This window comes from Shewanella sp. ULN5, assembly GCF_030731885.1.
GTDB lineage: Bacteria > Pseudomonadota > Gammaproteobacteria > Enterobacterales > Shewanellaceae > Shewanella > Shewanella holmiensis.
The window spans coordinates 187,034-203,770 of sequence record NZ_JAPJEE010000004.1; the positions used below are offsets into that span (position 1 = coordinate 187,034).

21 protein-coding genes and 1 other RNA gene are annotated in these 16,737 nt (G+C 42.2%); 5 read left to right on the forward strand and 17 right to left on the reverse strand.

Annotation, left to right across the window (positions count from 1 at the left end):
• Nucleotides 1-76: 76 nt before the first annotated feature.
• Both ORI98_RS05985 and ORI98_RS05990 read right to left on the reverse strand, forming a co-directional pair.
• A complete protein-coding gene (locus tag ORI98_RS05985) occupies nt 77-289 on the reverse strand; it encodes a hypothetical protein (protein ID WP_261299493.1) in 213 nt (70 codons plus the stop codon).
• Between the two features lie 29 nt (nt 290-318).
• Nucleotides 319-1,161 carry an SAM-dependent methyltransferase gene (locus tag ORI98_RS05990; protein WP_306134618.1) on the reverse strand — a complete coding sequence of 281 codons (843 nt, stop codon included), beginning with the start codon at nt 1,159-1,161 and terminating at the stop codon, nt 319-321.
• Nucleotides 1,162-1,426: 265 nt separating this feature from the next.
• Between ORI98_RS05990 and ORI98_RS05995 the strand changes: the two genes are divergently transcribed.
• Complete coding sequence (locus ORI98_RS05995) at nt 1,427-1,918, forward strand: outer membrane protein assembly factor BamE (RefSeq protein WP_261299491.1); 492 nt, start codon at nt 1,427-1,429, stop codon at nt 1,916-1,918.
• Between the two features lie 409 nt (nt 1,919-2,327).
• On the opposite strand, the gene ORI98_RS06000 is transcribed toward ORI98_RS05995, so the two are convergent.
• On the reverse strand, nt 2,328-2,663 hold the full coding sequence (locus ORI98_RS06000) for an RnfH family protein (protein WP_261299490.1): 336 nt from the start codon (nt 2,661-2,663) through the stop codon (nt 2,328-2,330).
• On the reverse strand, nt 2,653-3,090 hold the full coding sequence (locus tag ORI98_RS06005; RefSeq protein ID WP_261299489.1) for an SRPBCC family protein: 438 nt from the start codon (nt 3,088-3,090) through the stop codon (nt 2,653-2,655). The genes ORI98_RS06000 and ORI98_RS06005 overlap by 11 nt, the downstream gene beginning before the upstream one ends.
• 217 nt (nt 3,091-3,307) lie before the next feature.
• On the opposite strand from ORI98_RS06005, the gene smpB reads away from it, so the two are divergent.
• The 4 genes from smpB (at nt 3,308) to ORI98_RS06025 (ending at nt 5,659) form a co-directional block, all read left to right on the forward strand.
• Complete coding sequence (gene smpB / locus ORI98_RS06010; protein WP_306134619.1) at nt 3,308-3,805, forward strand: SsrA-binding protein SmpB; 498 nt, start codon at nt 3,308-3,310, stop codon at nt 3,803-3,805.
• A 71-nt stretch (nt 3,806-3,876) separates the two neighbouring features.
• Nucleotides 3,877-4,232: a transfer-messenger RNA gene (ssrA, locus tag ORI98_RS06015) on the forward strand.
• Between the two features lie 391 nt (nt 4,233-4,623).
• On the forward strand, nt 4,624-5,154 hold the full coding sequence (locus ORI98_RS06020; RefSeq protein WP_306134620.1) for a hypothetical protein: 531 nt from the start codon (nt 4,624-4,626) through the stop codon (nt 5,152-5,154).
• 121 nt (nt 5,155-5,275) lie between these two features.
• On the forward strand, nt 5,276-5,659 hold the full coding sequence (locus ORI98_RS06025) for a hypothetical protein (protein ID WP_306134621.1): 384 nt from the start codon (nt 5,276-5,278) through the stop codon (nt 5,657-5,659).
• A 721-nt stretch (nt 5,660-6,380) separates the two neighbouring features.
• Here the strand turns inward: ORI98_RS06025 and ORI98_RS06030 are convergent.
• Genes ORI98_RS06030 through ORI98_RS06090 form a run of 13 tightly spaced genes read right to left on the reverse strand, consistent with a single transcriptional unit; the run spans nt 6,381 to nt 16,732 of the window.
• A complete protein-coding gene (locus ORI98_RS06030) occupies nt 6,381-6,875 on the reverse strand; it encodes a hypothetical protein (protein ID WP_306134622.1) in 495 nt (164 codons plus the stop codon).
• A 58-nt stretch (nt 6,876-6,933) separates the two neighbouring features.
• Nucleotides 6,934-7,695, reverse strand: coding sequence for a hypothetical protein (locus ORI98_RS06035; RefSeq protein ID WP_306134623.1), 762 nt, complete (start codon nt 7,693-7,695; stop codon nt 6,934-6,936).
• 3 nt (nt 7,696-7,698) lie between these two features.
• Nucleotides 7,699-8,388 carry a hypothetical protein gene (locus ORI98_RS06040; RefSeq protein ID WP_306134624.1) on the reverse strand — a complete coding sequence of 230 codons (690 nt, stop codon included), beginning with the start codon at nt 8,386-8,388 and terminating at the stop codon, nt 7,699-7,701.
• On the reverse strand, nt 8,388-8,888 hold the full coding sequence (locus ORI98_RS06045) for an adenine glycosylase (protein ID WP_306134625.1): 501 nt from the start codon (nt 8,886-8,888) through the stop codon (nt 8,388-8,390). Before ORI98_RS06045 ends, ORI98_RS06040 begins: the two co-directional genes overlap by 1 nt.
• On the reverse strand, nt 8,885-11,506 hold the full coding sequence (locus tag ORI98_RS06050; RefSeq protein WP_306134626.1) for a phage tail protein: 2,622 nt from the start codon (nt 11,504-11,506) through the stop codon (nt 8,885-8,887). Before ORI98_RS06050 ends, ORI98_RS06045 begins: the two co-directional genes overlap by 4 nt.
• Nucleotides 11,507-11,523: 17 nt before the next feature.
• Nucleotides 11,524-12,168: a phage tail protein gene (locus tag ORI98_RS06055; RefSeq protein ID WP_306134627.1), complete on the reverse strand. Its 645-nt coding sequence runs from the start codon at nt 12,166-12,168 to the stop codon at nt 11,524-11,526.
• Nucleotides 12,168-13,349, reverse strand: coding sequence for a baseplate J/gp47 family protein (locus ORI98_RS06060; RefSeq protein WP_306134628.1), 1,182 nt, complete (start codon nt 13,347-13,349; stop codon nt 12,168-12,170). Before ORI98_RS06060 ends, ORI98_RS06055 begins: the two co-directional genes overlap by 1 nt.
• Complete coding sequence (locus ORI98_RS06065; RefSeq protein WP_306134629.1) at nt 13,342-13,686, reverse strand: DUF2590 family protein; 345 nt, start codon at nt 13,684-13,686, stop codon at nt 13,342-13,344. The genes ORI98_RS06060 and ORI98_RS06065 overlap by 8 nt, the downstream gene beginning before the upstream one ends.
• On the reverse strand, nt 13,683-15,434 hold the full coding sequence (locus tag ORI98_RS06070) for a phage tail tape measure protein (protein WP_306134630.1): 1,752 nt from the start codon (nt 15,432-15,434) through the stop codon (nt 13,683-13,685). The genes ORI98_RS06065 and ORI98_RS06070 overlap by 4 nt, the downstream gene beginning before the upstream one ends.
• Nucleotides 15,435-15,454: 20 nt before the next feature.
• Nucleotides 15,455-15,592: a hypothetical protein gene (locus tag ORI98_RS06075; RefSeq protein WP_264724678.1), complete on the reverse strand. Its 138-nt coding sequence runs from the start codon at nt 15,590-15,592 to the stop codon at nt 15,455-15,457.
• A 50-nt stretch (nt 15,593-15,642) separates the two neighbouring features.
• Nucleotides 15,643-15,906: a putative phage tail assembly chaperone gene (locus ORI98_RS06080; protein WP_306134631.1), complete on the reverse strand. Its 264-nt coding sequence runs from the start codon at nt 15,904-15,906 to the stop codon at nt 15,643-15,645.
• Nucleotides 15,903-16,163, reverse strand: a complete 261-nt coding sequence (locus ORI98_RS06085; RefSeq protein WP_306134632.1) for a hypothetical protein — start codon at nt 16,161-16,163, stop codon at nt 15,903-15,905. Before ORI98_RS06085 ends, ORI98_RS06080 begins: the two co-directional genes overlap by 4 nt.
• On the reverse strand, nt 16,163-16,732 hold the full coding sequence (locus ORI98_RS06090; protein ID WP_306134633.1) for a hypothetical protein: 570 nt from the start codon (nt 16,730-16,732) through the stop codon (nt 16,163-16,165). The genes ORI98_RS06085 and ORI98_RS06090 overlap by 1 nt, the downstream gene beginning before the upstream one ends.
• Nucleotides 16,733-16,737: the final 5 nt, after the last annotated feature.

Sequence of the window (16,737 nt, forward strand, 5' to 3'; positions counted from 1 at the left end):
TGGCGACGCAAAAACACAACAGGCAAAAACCAATTGAATAAAAAAACAATATACAAGCCTCTTTAGGGGCATTTTATTATTCAGTAGGGGTCGCAATAACTACATAAGCTTGCATTAAGCTGTCACCTAATAGCGCTTTTAAGCCACCGATATCACCGGATAAAACTAACTCCACTTCCTGCTTAGTGAGTCCATTAGCAAGCATTACCCCTTTCGGGTCAGCTTTGTAAGCTTCTAATAATCCAGCATCTGCTGATAATGCTTGGGCAAATTGTTGTAATTTTGACATATTATCTCCGTAAAACGTCACGCTTATTGCTAACCAATATTAGCCGCAGTGATCCCTAATTGTTGTAATACTTGATGGTTAAGTGATAATGCTTTTGCTGGCGGTATCATCAAGGTACTCATTGCATTCAGCTTTATATATGGTAATTGAGCAAGGGTAATAGATTCTATCCTTGGTTGTTGAAAAGGCAAGGTCGCCGCTTCATAAATTATAACGGGGTGTGTTAAGGGATACCATTGATTTAAATGCGCTACCAGTATATTTAGCTTATCCACCGTTGTAGAAAATTGAGTTAGCGTATGCTCCCCCGCTAATGCTATCTGCCAAAGTAATAAATGGGTACAAGTATTAGGTATGTGGTTATAAAGCAAAAATTGCGTTGCTTCAAAACTCTGATGTCCCACATTACCAGGATCTATGCCTAAATCAGCCCATAAACACGCTTCAGCAGAAATACCAGGTAACATACTAGCTTCAAAACCCTCACCACGCGCCAATGCTATTGCTCGATGCGCAACACAGGCAAATACCCCAGGGTGGCCATAAAAGGCACATACAACTAATTTACCTAAACGAACTTGAGCTAAAATCTCATCAACCATCTGCGCATAGGTTTCACGGCGATTTTTAAACTCGCCCTCATTTGCGTAAAAAGACTGTAAAGACTGTACATTATCGTTTAACGAATCTAACCAGCGCTGTGAAAAACCATCGGTAACTAAAGAAAACACTACATCAGCAATTTCAATATAGCTTTTACTTAACAGACTTATTTGACCACTTAATTGCATCCCTGTGCCAACACAAATTAAACGTCCCTCATGCTTAACAGGTTTATTATCATCGTGCTCAAATGGGTTAGTTTCATTCATCTTGGGGCCATTGCGCATTACACAAATCATTCTAAGTTTTATAATTAATGATACTGCAGCGCAGAACTTAATAACATATGTCTTACATCACAAGTTAAACAATTTGAGTAAAGATTCCAATGGTTTTATTACTAAGAATCACAATTAAACTCGTGAACTTATAGCCATAAAATGAATCAAATGACCTGCAAGTCACATCCCCCCTTGTCAGGATAGGGCTTGCTTGGGTATGATGGCCGACAGAATTTGGGAAGTAGCACAGACAATGATTAACAAAAAACAAAGTCTTACTCTGTTAAGCGCAGTAGCATTATCTATCTCTTTAAGTGGTTGTGGCGTATTCGATTGGCTAGTTTATAAGCCAGATGTTCCACAAGGTAACTATATGGAGTCGCAAGAAGTCCATAAGTTACGTATTGAGATGACCAAAGAACAAACTGAATACATTTTAGGCCGTCCTGTTTTACGTGACAGTTTTGCTGATGACACTTGGTACTACGTCTATCACTTTAAAAGTGGTCGTGATGCTAGCATCATCCACAAAGAATTAGTGATCCACTTTATTGACGGAAAAATCAGCCGTGTAGAGGGCGATTATGATCTCAGTGAAGAATTTAATACGCCATTGAATCAAAGCAAGTTACCTTCTATTAACCAGCCAGAAGATGATCCGCTCAATCCAGAAACTCGCCCGGATTCAAAGCCACTTGTTGAAGAAGAACGTGGATTAAATACATCGAACATTGATGATAAGTAAATAATTTACCTAATTCAGCAGCAAATAATAAAAAGCAGAGCCTAATCGCTCTGCTTTTTTGTACACAAGAATTGTGCTCATATTCGCATAGCCTGAAACGGGTGAATAAATCAATCTTCAGCGCCGACGTTCAACACTAACTATGTTAGATTAACTTGCAATAGACCGACGAATGACGGGTAAACTCACCTTGTTATCACTAAAGCTCTCCGGCTGAAGAGGTAGCGTATATATTTATTGAATAACATTGATGAGTGAGCAAATCTCTTAATCAGAGTTAAGATCAACTAACATATTTTATCAACAACTTACTTAGTAACAGTTAAGTTTTGCTAGGGCTAAACGTGTTTTAATTTAAACGAATACGTTGCAGTTATACTGCCCTATACCTAACCCCAACTAAGACTAGTTAGCTAACCTTAGCCCCAGTAATTTTATTAATTCGCCCTTCATCTTTAGCTTTTTCTGCTCGTTTACGACGTACATCTTTTGGATCGGCAATGAGAGGACGATAAATTTCGACCCTTTGTCCAGGCAAAAGTACTTCATCATGCTTAGCTTGTCGGCTAAACACGCCCAGCTTAACCGTTGCTAAATCAATTTGCGGAAAAAAAGCACAAATATCACTTTGCTTAACAGCCTCAATAAAAGTACAACCAGGCTTTACCATCACACTAATAATTTTTTGCTGTTTAGGTAAAGCATAAATAACATCAACCGCAAAAGGCTCTTGTTCAGTTGTCACGATAAATCACCTTTGCTCTTTCAGTAAATGCTGTCACCATAGACGACATTAATTGTTTAAATACTCGTCCAAAAGCCAAATCAGAGAGTGGATTTGAAAACTCAAAATCTAAATCAAACTCAACTTTACAGGCATCGTCCGTCAACTCGGTAAAAACCCATAAACCATTCAAACGTTTAAACGGCCCGTTTTCTAATGCCAAAGCAATACGCTTACCAGCTTCAACTTGATTACGTGTGGTAAAAGTCTTTTTGATACCAGCCTTGCTAACATCAACCGATGCAACCATAGTTTTACCATCAAATTCAAGTACTTTCCCACCAACACAACCAGGTAAAAAAGCATGGTAAGATTCAACGTCATTGACTAATTCATACATTTGCATGGCACTAAAGCGTACCAATACACTTTTGGAAATTTTAGGCATTCGTACTCACTTTTACGACATAATGATTAGATTTTATCACGATAAATAAAAAAGGCATCTGTTGCGGCATAACATAGACGTACACAAACCAATAATTTAGGTATAATCGTTGAATTATTAATACTCTCCCCCATATCTGTTATAAGGTAAGCCTTATAAATAGCGCTTTTCAAATGGGCAAATTGCAGGCGATATAACGCCTAGATGGTAAATAAGCATGGTAAAAAAGAATTCAAAATCAGCAAAAAATGCCCCTGCAACAATAGCACGTAATAAACGGGCCACTTTTGAATACCGTATTGAAGACAAAATCGAAGCGGGTTTAGAGTTAATGGGATGGGAAGTAAAATCCATTCGTATGGGTAAAGTTAACCTATCTGATTGTTATGTCTACATCAAAAATAATGAAGCATTTATGCACGGTTGTACTATTCAACCCTTAAATACAGCTTCAACACATGTGGTATGTGACCCTATCAGAACCAAAAAGCTACTCTTAAAACGTAGCGAGATTGATAAACTTGCAGGCTTAATTGAACGTCAAGGCTATACCTTAATCCCACTATCTATGTACTGGCGCAAAGGTGCGTGGGTCAAAGTAGAAATTGGTTTAGGTAAAGGTAAAAAAGATCACGATAAACGTGAAGATACCAAAGAGCGTGAATGGAAAGTTGAGCAGTCTCGAGTCATGAAAAAAGACCGACTGAACGGATAATAACCAAACGATGATATTTTGTTAATCGTCGCTAGGTATTCACCAAACAACACGTTACACTATCACTAATTGGGGGCGATTCTGGATTCGACAGGATTCACGAAACCCAAGGAGCATGTCGAGGGGCGGTTGGCCTCGTAAAAAGCCGCACCGTTATAGTTGCAAACGACTCTAACTACTCTCTAGCAGCTTAGGCTAGCTAGCCATCAACCACACGTTTCGCACGTGGGCAGTGGATTTTGATGGTCATATTACAGTGTGCTAGCGAGGGAACTCCGTCCGGGGGTGAACCGCGAAACAGTACCGGACTCACCAAGTAGCATCCTGTCTTTCGGAGACTAATTGGTTAAATAAAAGAGAGACTAAACATGTAGTGCCGAGGATGTAGGCTTTCTGGACGCGGGTTCAAGTCCCGCCGCCTCCACCAATTAAAACAAGGGCTTAGCAGCAATGCTAAGCCCTTTTTCTTTCCAGTGTCCACATAGTGTCCACAGCCAATCAAAAGTTTGACTCATAATAATCACAATGCCCTTACCAGCTAACACATAAATACCCCTTTATTGCTTTCAGGCGATAAGCTGCACAGAACAGTAACAATTTAGTTGACCTACTTTTGCTAATCGATAAGTGGATGCTATTGACTGCTTTAGATAAGACATAAATATTAATGCGCACTTTTTAATTTGCTGTGCTCGTTTATTCAGTGAAACGCTGATATAGTGCCTATTAATCAATGGTTTTCTGCAAAAAGGCTTAAGTGACAGGCTAATAAAATGTGCACGCGCATTATACAAATTATGCTTCAGAATGGTGACTCAATGACATTTGACCAAAAAATTCAGTTAGCAAACACAATTGGAACTTGGCTTGCCGCTATAGGAACAATTAGTGCAGTCATTACTTCTTTATATTTTGCAAGAACTTCCAATCGAATAAATTTGAGAGTGTTCGCGGGATTAAGAGTAACATTTGATGGAGACGGAAGCCCTCCGAATAATTACTTCGGGATAAACATCACAAACAAAGCGGATAGAAATGTTGTGATTACGAGTATTGGGTGGAGTGTTGGTAAAAGGAAAAATACACAATTTTGTATACAACCTTTTCATTCCAACTTAAGTGTTCAATACCCCAAAACTTTGCAACATGGAGAATCAGCAAGTTTTCTTATCCCAATTGACAATGAAAATGAATGGCTTGTTCCATTTGCTACTGGTTTTGTAAAAACACCTGATAGTAAAACTTTAAAAAGCCTAAAGCTTTGGGTTGAAACATCCGTTGGAGAAAGGGTTATATTAAGCCCAGAAAACAACTTCATTAATAAATTAAAAGAAATAGGCCGAACATAACAAACGACTCCACAGGGAAGGTGTAACAAATTCCCGCAGGCACCTTTATGCCAAAATACGCATAAAAGCCTTCATTAAAAATTTGCTCGGTGAGCCTGGCGTTATATCAATAAGGAATGTAATGAAGTACTTACTTTTTTCGATTTTACCTTTCTTCAGTTTCAGCGCACTTAGTTCTGATATGGAAAGAGTTCAGGCTAATCTCGCTTCAGATTTTTCTAACTGCTCTTCTTACTTTCTGTTGATGTCTCAAGCTTTGGTTGCGAGTGGACAAGATGGAAGTCTATATGAGCAATCTAGTATCAATTCCTTTCGATTTGCTTCTGAACTTTCAAATGAAAAAGTATCAGCAGCAAGAGTAAAATTAGCTTACAAAGAAATGTATAATGAACTGGATACTAACTGGTCAAACTCGGCAATTTTGATAGAGAAATATTCTGACCTGTGCGTAGAGTTGTTAGAAAACCCTGAAAAGCGACTGGAGTATTGGTCTAGAAAATATTGATATAACAAATTTATCAACGAATGCCACTTTGTGGCTGGACAACACTATGCGCAGCTTCGCAGCAAGCGAAGCTCGTTATAAAGGCGTTCGTACATATCAGAACACCATACTTTTTCTAATTCCACCATCCACCTGTAGAGTTTAAATTCTGACACGTTACTGTCCAAAAATGAGTTGGATCGCTTAGTCATCTCATTTTTAACAACCGCATAAATTTCACTTTAAAACCTGATTAACCAATTGTTTTTATATAACTTTATATATTTATTAATTTTACCAAGATCTTCTCATAACCCACAAAAACTAGACAGAATCCTGTTGCAATGCGGGCTGCAAGCACTAATAAACTGTAGATACGCCTATTTAGAACTGCAAAACAGTGAAATTAATCGCGATCTTTTCAGATCTTTGATCTTTTAAAACCCCTAGGAATGGCGCGTGTTGCCCTTATGAACTGCAATACTCAAAAACTGAAAAAAAATTAACATAAAGAGCCCGCAGGAGGGTGAGGAAGAGTGCGGATTTCGTGGGGAGGTTTCTTTGTGGCGCTAGATTTCGTGAGGGAATCTCCTAGGTTAACTCTATAGATGATGTGGTTTGCTGTGTGGTATAAATATGTTTTATATAGCCGCGAGTTCATCACCTGTTAAGTGACAAACCCACGGCTATATATTTTTAATACTTGTAAGAAAAGTTCAGCACCACTTTGATATATTTAAATTTAAAGTGTCTGATTTTTATTCGACATGAGTTTTATTTTAAGTTTCTGTAAAATTGATTTTTTACCAGAGTCGAAGCCAACCTGATACGTCTCACCTAATGAATCAGTTATAAAAAACTTAGTTGCTCTAGCCTCTTCAGTTGTTCTGAAAAATCCTTGACCATTTTCACCTTTAAACTCTGTAGCAACTGAGTCCCCTTCTTCTATACGTGCAGACCCAGCTTCTGGGTGAAGAAATGAAAATGAACAATGACGCCCATCAGGAGACTCATAACTTTTATGTACTATTGAAATTGGTCGTCTTCCAACATTAGCCACTGATATCGAAACATTCCAACCGGTTGAAGGATGACCAAAAATAGACTTGTGAACTTTAATAGAATGAGTATCTCTGTCATATGTTTTCCAGCTTATCCAAAGAGCCAATAACGAAGCAATAAAAGCCAAACTTGCTAAAATATCTGACGCACTCAAACAAGTAACACCATCCGACATAACATAAACTCCAACATTCTGTAATGCCATTAAAATAACACAACATTATAGGCTTACCCTATTTAGTTATTGGATCTAGTCTTCCCTTTTGCCCATCTGCTTCTGATGCTTTGCCGTTGAAGTCGCCGGCTTGGTTGGGTGCTTGTGTTGAACCTGGTCCCGATGCAATGCCCGGGTGTGTGTGGCTTGCGCATGTTGATGCTAATGCACTGACTGTGGCCATGAGTTCTGACAGTAGTTTTAAAACGTTCTCGCTGTCGCTGCCTATCCATGTTTTTGGGCTGCGGTGGTCTTGTTCTATGCTGGCTGTTACTTTGCGGGTTTCACATTGTAGTTCGGCTAGTTTGCCTATGATGTCTGTTAATGATTCATCGGTTTTGTTTTCAAAGTTGCCTTTGTCGTCGATGTGTTGATATACGCCGTCACGTATTTGGGTGCGGGTTTCACCCTCTTTGATTGCGGGTAAGTCCCAACCGAACGGTAATACTGTTCTGATGAATGGTTTATCTGGTCGACCATAGGCAAATGCAATTTCGACAATTGCACCAATAGCCGGCGGTTCGAGTCGGCCTGCTTTGTTGCCTGCACCTGGTAATGGTAATGGTACGGCTTGCAATGGTTTTGATTTGGTCGCGGTGCCATTTTCATCTAGCAGCTGCACGTCAACGGCATAGCGTGGGTAAAACGGATCACTGCCGCGTTCGCCATCTTCTGTGGGCAATTCTGGCAAAGCAACGACTTTACCCCAACGAGGTAAATGCAGCTTTGCGGTTAGTTCTGGGAATAAGCGGCGAATGACTCTATTGATTATGGTTTCCATATGTCACCAGGTGATGGTCATTTGAGTTTCTTTAAACTCAACGGTTTTAATGCGGCTTCCATTGGCTAATACGTTTGGTCTAATCATTGGGGCTGCTGGTATGGTTGCCGTTCGTCCGGCTTGGTGGTTAGTCATTAAGTTATTGGGGATCACAATGGGCTTGTCTGCCCAAAAACTGTCTTGATAGCTGCCAACGTATATTTTGCCATTACCTTGCTGTTGCCAGATAAAGTCATCAATGCGGAATGAACGTCCAATGTTATCTAACATGGCATAACCTGAACTGTCGCAGTAAAAACACGGTATTGCGGTTTCGGCGTAAGTTTTATCTGGTACCACAAATTCAAGCCCGGTTAATTGGCTTAGTTCGTCTAATACTTGTTTTAATGTTGGATGACGTAACATGACGCTGTAATTAAGTGCTAACGATGCAGATAACTCACGACAAAATAAGGTATACCAGCCGTTAACTGCTGGCATGACACGCTCAACATAACCGATAAAGACTTTATCAATCATGTCGCCCCAGCCCAAATCAACTGATACAAGGGCAAATTGCTTTGCCTCTGTTTTTACGGTGATTTGGCAGTTACCTGGTGTGGTTGATTGCAACACGACCCAATGATCCTTTATATCGATTTTTTGATTATCAATATAAGCTCTGGCAATAAATCGCGCGTTTGGTGTGCTCATTAAGACCTCAATGTGCCAAAGTTGTCAGTTAGGTTTTGTTGTAGTGATGCATATTCAAAACTAGACTCACTTGTGGTACTGGCCCCTTGCTGATTTGCTTCCGCATCTGGTTGGCGTTCTTCAACCTTTTGCGGCACGCTGCGATATTCTTGCAAGGTAAAATTAACCGCCCATTGGCGTGTGCTTTCTTGTTCTACCGCTTCAATTCGACTCGCAAAGCGCACTTGTTTTACACCTAATGCGTCTGCGGTTTGATTGCTAATGCGGTAAATCGTTCTTGCGCCACTTTCAGTCGCTTCGGCCATGTTAAACAGGTTAGTTAAGTTAACCGCCTGATTAAATAACACGTAGCCGCTAACGGTAAGCGTTTTTGCTTTCATGCCCGTTTCAGCTACGTCAGTGCTTGAGCTTTGGCCACTGGCGTCATCACTGGCAAGCTCTTGGCTTGCTGTGATGCGCATAGATTTAAGATTAAGCGCATTAGAGTTTAGTGTTATCACATTAGGTTCCAATCCGCGCTAGTTATCCCTTCAGCAACGTAGCATGCTCCACCTTCAACCCTTAACGTACTGCCAAAAGAATGAGGCGTAAATAGGTTCGTTGGCACTTGAGTGACGATGTCGTGAATGGCATCGTAAGAGCTTCTCGCTGATGCGTTTAGGTGTATTCCGCCACCACCCAGTATGTTTTCGACAATTTGCACCGAGGCATTTGAAGCATTACACCCAACCCACTTAGATGTACTAAAGTTACCAGTTCTTAGCACTCCAATAGTGCCAGAAAAATAAACGTTCTCTACCAGTATATTCTCTGCTCTATCGTTTATTTTTTCCTCCAAAAATGAACCTGTGATATCTTTAGCTTTCCCCTTTATTACCACATTCTTAGATTGTCTATTACTATCGCTAATGTCCGCTTTGAATTTATAGGGTTCTTTTATATTAATTAGCTCTACATCGAAAATACAATTTTCACAAATTCTATCTACCACACTATCAAAGTTGCTGAGCCGCCCTCCTTTTATGCTAATTCCTATATTTTGTAACCCACCGATAGTTGATACGAATGTATTTAATGTTTGAATTCCATTTATTCCGTCAACTTTCGGTTCGATAATCATCATCGTTCCACCATAACCCTTCTTATTAATGATAAACGACCCTTTCGGATTATTTAGTACCACGTCTTGCTGTCCCAAAGTGATTATTCCGAAAGGAATCACAAGATCGTTTAACACTGTTGATGGTGTGATTAAACTACTTGTAATCCTTGAATCACCAAAAAGTATAATATTGTTGTATATTAATTTTTCTTTTATGAGTTCTGAAGCAATTATCTCGAAAGAATTTATAGTTGTTCTATATACATTTTCTGTTCTCAATGCTCTTATTAATCCTTTATATGTATAATCCACTAGAGCTATGTGTTCATCGGTATAAATAGCTTTACATCGATTAACTTCTGCAACTTGATAATCGTCAAACAAAACCCCGTCTTCAAGATGGAATGCATCAGATCCTTCGTTCAGATAACCACCATTATCGATAGTTATGCAATCATTCCAAACAGTTCCGTTTGCTGATGGGTCTGAAGAAAACCCGTGTCTTTTAGGCCTTTTTGCAATGCACTTATTCCAAGTACTTCTTACTGAACCAAGAGTGCTACAAAGATCCCAACCACTATCGCTTGATGTCAACTTATCCCAAGTATTATCAGTTCCTTGATCGAAAAATGCAGTATATTTCGCACTGTCAGAATGCACATTAGAAATAGAACATTCTTTAGCTAACGGGGTTGCTAATATAGAGTAAAATCCTGAATTTTTAATATTCCCTCCTCTATAATTAATTTTTGGCCCATCAAGAACAACACTCACCCCTTGATTTCCTGAACAATCAAAAGTGCAACTTAAATCCCATGAAATCATTTTATTTCTTAGGTGCAATCCATCCGAAAGTAAATATGTTTCAATTCCACTTTTTACTGTTGTTACAGTATCATGAAGTGCATCTAATGCTTCCATTATTGGCCTAACGTCATGCCCTTCTATTGCGCCAAACTGCTTTAGTGTAGATAAAGATGAAGTCTCAGCCTTAGCTACTTTTCCATTACCAGCGTCTAAAGTTGTAATCCCATCATAACTTCCTTCATCGGTAATAACGAATATTCCGTTATCTCTATCGGTTAGGCTTAAGCGCATTCCGACCTTCTTGAATTTACCTGATTTAACTTCTTGCACTGTGGCACTTCTAATAGACTTGTCTATCTTTTCACTCAGCCCATCTGTATCTCGCAAATCCTCCGCATCATCTGTTGCATTCACGACTGCTAACTTATAAACATAGTGCTGCGCACCACTTGGATCAACGTAATCATCCATTTCTCCGTTGGTGATGGTAAATGCAAGTTGTGGCGACCATGTGCTGTTAGCGTTGCCGCTAAACCATGCGTCGACATAAACAAACTGCGGATAGCTTTGGACGATTAAAATATGCTCTTGCTTGAGTTCTATTCGTAGGCCAGACACATAACCCACACCTGGCAACACGCTAAAGCTATTGGCCGTTTCGCGTGGCAGCACTTTTAGACCTTCTTCAATAAACCAATCTTTGCCGTTCATATCAGCGGCAAGCTGTTGCGTAAGCTTATCCATACCTCCTAAACGAGCTGTAAAATCTAACTGCCATGTTTCTGGCGATACATTGATACCTGTTAAGTCCGCAATACCTGAATACTCAATGCCAAAATTACGGTTTAGGGTATTACCAGCCACCCCCGGCTTTGTGATAGTTTTTACCGTTGTAGGAATATGGTTAATTGCCACTAAGGTTTGGTTAACTGACGAATACAAGCCTACCCAGTTAAATTCAAACGGGCCTGTAAGACTATCAAGCACAGTTGAGTAAACCACCACGTTATCGTTAATGCGGCCAACCTGCTGCACAATTTGCTCATGCACCTTATGTTCGGTAGGAATACCCTCTTCGCGGTTAATTGGCGCCGTTGGGTCTTGGTTTGGTACATTGGCAAAAATAAAGGTGTCAATGTCTAACTGCTCATTAGCCTGCGCCTTAGCTGCAAAGAGTTTTTCACCTGCGATAGTAATAATTGAAGCCATGTTGTTTCCTTATCTCTTTAACTAATGAGCTGTTTTTGAACGGTCACTTTATTTGCAACCGTAAAGTGTGATTCGTTATCCATTAGCGCTAATCCAAGCGCTGGGCGCATGTCATCGCTTAGGCTGGCAATTCCGGTTAAGCTGTCTAAAGCAAAGTCTGACGGTGGCGCAACCAATGGCATGCTCGCAATTGTGTCAAACTGGTAACGTCTGGTTGTTCGGCCATACTGGCGACAAATATTGTCAATTAACCCTGCTCTTTCTGATAAGTCACTATCAAGCAATTGCAGACTAACGACGTCCCAATCTGTTTGGCTGACACGTTCATCTATGGTGATGTGTGGTGTGCCCAGTTTTTCAAACATGTAATACCAGCCCTCTTTGCTGCCTGCTCCTTTGGCAAACTTGAGCGCGTATTTAACCCTTGTACGGTAAAGATGTTCAGTTTCCCCAGCTAGTTGCTCAATATCTCGCTCCCATGCCAACAGGTGTACAAGTTCAAGCTCTGCTGTCATGGGGTCAAGCTGGGCGGCTGGGAACGCAAGTAAGTCACTCAAGCGCTGCCAAAAACGCACGGCACCTTTGCGCAGTTTGTCTAGCTCACTGGCTGGACGCGCTAGCCAGTAGGGTAATTTGGTCAGGCTATCCCATTCTGGTTTCATTAGGCGTTACCGTTTTCTATGGTCAGCACATCGATACGCGGCACATCGTTACCGCTGGTAATATCTATCTGATGCCAGTTCAGTGACTCAATCCCCGCAAACTCTTTGTGCAACTCTTGGCCTAAGCGGCTAAAGCTAAAGCGGCTAGCGGGTTCGGTTCGCGTGGCGTTGTAATTGCTGTTTTCACGAAATGCACAGCGAATAAAGTCTTCAATACCTGCCAGCAATGCACTGACTTCATCGGGTAGTAATGTAGGTTGTGGGTAAACCGTTACACCAATATTGGTAATGACCGCTGGCATGGACATAACCTGCAGATCATCGCCGTGGCCATGAAACCCTTTTTGCATGACATACTCGTTTAAGTCGTTAATCAGTTCGCTTGATGGTTCACCCGTATCAAGCAAAATAAAGGCGTTCGCAGTACCTGGACCACGCGGGGCATCATGCTCAAAAAAAATATTATCGGCGTCTAACCCTGCTCGCTCTGTCAGCATGGCGCGGTAAACCGCATCGATATGCCAAGGCGCAGCTGCAGTAAATGCGTTACGGGTACGCAGCTTTAAATCTTCATTGCTTTCTGCATCGGCTCCAAGTACATCAATCCAATCGGCGTCATTGGTGGCGCTGTCAATACCGGTGACTGACTCAGGTAAAATATGGTAATAATTTGCGCCTAAGTTATACGCCGCGCCTGCAGCCTCAGCTTTTATTGGCACTAACACACTGGCGCTATCTTGCTGCAAAATTGCATCAGCAAGGGTAAGCACTCGGTAAACCACACCGTTAATGGCATCGGTTTGCACTACCGTTTTAGCGGGGATCAATAAACTTGGGCCAGTGTTTGCGGCGCGCTCAAACCGTATTTTGCCTTGGGTAAACTCTTTTGCTTTACGGGTTAAGTCGTGTTCCCACGCTTTGGCTTCAATAAATTCATCATCTGTTGCGGTTAATAAAAACAAATTAGGTAAGATTTTTTCTATCAATACTTTGTTTACTATCCAAGTGGCAGGCTTTGAAACAATTGCAGTGATCAGTCGCCAAAATGGTGAATAAGGTGAATCGTTGGCAATAATGCCGCCTTCGGCTTCCACGTCTTGTTTAAACAGCGCTTTCCAGCCATCTTCTGTGGTGGGAATGCCTGCGTTTTCAACTATCTTTTTAAAGTTAATATCAGGCATTTTCTGCTCCGCTGTTGGTGGTAATGGCTGAACTGATGGCGCCAAAATGAATGGTGTCGGCATATACCCACCATTGGCCTAGGCTAACTTGTTCAACGCGCACTGTGCCTGGCATGATGCGAACATCATCTTCTACCAATAATTTAATTTTAATTTGGGTGTCTGCTGTAACGCCTGTGCCTCGGTCACTCACTAATAAGTGGGCTAGGCCTGTGTCTAAAATGGCGTGCACTATGTCTTGCGCAATGGCGGCGCGATCAGTTAAGTAAGTGGGGTTTAAGCCAGCATCTAACACCACGTCACCACTTTGAATATGCAAGTCTATAAACTGGCTCATGCGTGCATCTCCAAGTAAGCGGGAATGTTCACGTTCTCGCCTTTGGCTGGGTAAACGTTGACGGTGCCAACGTTGGTTGATTTTTGTTGGTTTGCGGTTGATAGGTTTTGGGTAATACCGCCGCGTGACAGGTTCGTTTTAACGGGTGAAATGGCATCAACACTTGGTATGCTTGCGCTTGATATATTGGCATCAATATCAACACCTGGGATCATGTTGAGCTTGTCGATAATCCAATTCATGGTGTCGTTGAAAATCGCTTTAACGCCTGCCCAAACGGTGGCGAATATGCCGGTAATGGCTTTTACCCATCCCCAGTCAGACATTGCCGCTTTTAAATCGTCCCAGTAATAAATTAGGGCGCCAATCGCTATCACTGCTGCGGCAATACCCGCGACAATTAGGCCGATAGGATTGGCATACATGGCAATGTTTACGGCTAACATCACCCCACGCAATGCAGTTAACCCAGATGTGAGCATGGCATTGATACCTGCCCAAACCATGGCGGCTGCGCCCCATGTGGTCATGATCATTTGGCCTGCCCCCATTGTTAGGGTAAACAAACCACCGGCTGCAACTAAACCTAGTAGGCCAATTGCGGCATAGCCCATATATTTAGTCAGTTCTGGGTATAGCTGAGTAAATGCAATCACATCGCGGCCCATGTCGGCAATCCAACCGATAAAACTATTAAAGGCTGGCAAGACTGCTGTGCCAAAGGCGGCGCGGATCACGTACCAACTTTGGGCAAGGCGTTCGCTTTGGTCGGTCATGGCTGCGGCCATTTCTTCGGCCTTATTCATGCCTTTAACTTTGCCCAAGCTTTCAATCGAACCGTTTAGTCCATTAACGTCATTGAGTAATAGCTTGACCATAGATACGGCCTCTTGCGAACCGAACGCGGTGGCTAAGGCATCACCTTCGGCCACGTCGATCACATCACCGTATTTACCTTTTATCTTATTGAGGATATCGACAATAGGTAGCATGGTGCCGTTCGCGTCGGTAAATTGTAGGTTCAGTGCTTTTTGTGCTTTACCCACACCCGCCAAAAACGATTTGTATTTTGTGGCCGACTCACTGCCCTGCATGGTGGCTTGCAGTGTGCCCATAATCGCCATTTGTTCTTCAAGTGGTGCCAGCCCCGCTGATGCGCCTAGCGCACCAAAAGCATCAGCCATTTTTTTACCGTCGGTTTTAAAGGCCTGTACTGCTGTAGCTGTCATGCCTGTTAAACGTTCTACCCATGCTCCCTCACCCATTTTTATGGCGTCATTTTTAAAGATGCCGTACATGGTGCCCATATAGCTGGTAATGGTTGCCGCATCCGCTTTGGTTGCTGCAGCAAGCACGTTACTTGATAAGGTAAAGCGTGATAAATCGGCATCATTAAGCCCAGCAATCGCCGATTGAATGTCATAGCTTGAACTAACAAACTCGGTGGCCGACTTACCGTATTTAAGCGCGTATTCGTATGACGTATCAGTGAGCTGTTTTAAAGCAGAGTCACGTACACCTAGTGATTTAACCTCACCCAGTACACGGTCCATTTCAATGGCTGGCATTAGGGCGTTTTGCAGTGCATACCCACTGGCCGCTATGCCGCCAATACCGGAGGCCATTTTCATGGTTCCGGCTTGGTAGTTAGACGCAAGACCATTAAATTGCTGGCTGATTTTGGCAATCGGCTTAGTAATTTGGTCTATTAATCCAACGGTAAACATTAACGGTGCGGGTAAGCTCATGCTATTCCTTTCGACCTTATTTACTTACCACCAAACGCCTTACATACGGCGTTGGTGACAATGGCTTCTAAATCTTCGCGCTGTCTGGTGAGTAACCAAGCTGCACGGGCAATGCTTATTTCGCTGTCGTCTTCATGGGGCAATAAATAACGACGCATTGTGAGTAATTGCTCAAGCTGGTTGTTGCCTATGGCGTCAACCAGCGCATTTATTTTTTTACGCTAATGGCAATCGACGGCGCGAACTCCTGAGTTAGCAAGCCTGCAATTTGCAACGCTGCACCTGGTGATGTGTCTAAAATTCCGCGCAGTTCTTCTTTTTGTTCGGCGTCTACAGTGCGCATCACTAGGTTGTAGGCGGGTGCCACTTTGTTGTCTGGCATAATTTCATTTAAATAGCCGTTGTAATCGTCAGTGGTCATGGTGAAACCAATGGTTACTGCGGCAATAACTAATGTGATTTGCTTTTTCATGCTGCTTTGTCCTTGTTAGTGAGTAATTGTTTTAAGTTGTCGAATCCGGCTTGCATCTGGCGTTCCATGCGGTCGCCCAAATCTTTCACGTCATTTTTAGTGGCGTAGTTTTCGGCTACATGGGTTTTATGGTTGCTCAGTTCGGTGCTGGTCTTGTGGGCCACACTGTTTAAATAGGCAATTAACGGCACAGCAATGGTCAGTAACACGCCCACAATGCCAATAATCACCACAAGCCAACTGGTTAAATGTTCCATTAGCTCGCCCCTTTTTGAGTTGCAACCGTCTGAGGGGTGTTTTGTTTGATTAAGCCCATTAGCTTGTCTTTGTCGCTAGACTCTTTGGTTGAGCTCACCCAGTACGTAACCGCGCCTGCAACCAAGGTGAATAAGTTGCCCACTAAATACACAATCAAATCACGATTACCCTCAATCACTGGGCCGTAAAACAATGCCCACAACACGGCAGCAAACAGGCCTAACAACACAAGCGTTAACGTCGCTGGCATCCAGTGGTCTTTGTTTTCGTGGCGTGCATTTTGGCGATCGGCTAAATCGGCTTTGTATTCATCTAAGGCAATGCGTTGTAATTCAATATTGCCCTGGCGAATTTGCTCACGTTCTTGCATTGCCCACTCTTGCAGTTTTAATGCGGCGCTTGGGTCGTTACGCAATGCGGCTTCAACTGCTTCGGGTGTGTTGTCGGTGCCGAGTGCACCCGCAATTTGGCTGCCAATGCTTACGGCTAGGCCAATTGGGCCACCGAGTAAAGGTGCAACGGCTCCTGCGATGGTGCCAACGGTTCCGCTAATTGATTTCCAGTCCATATGCT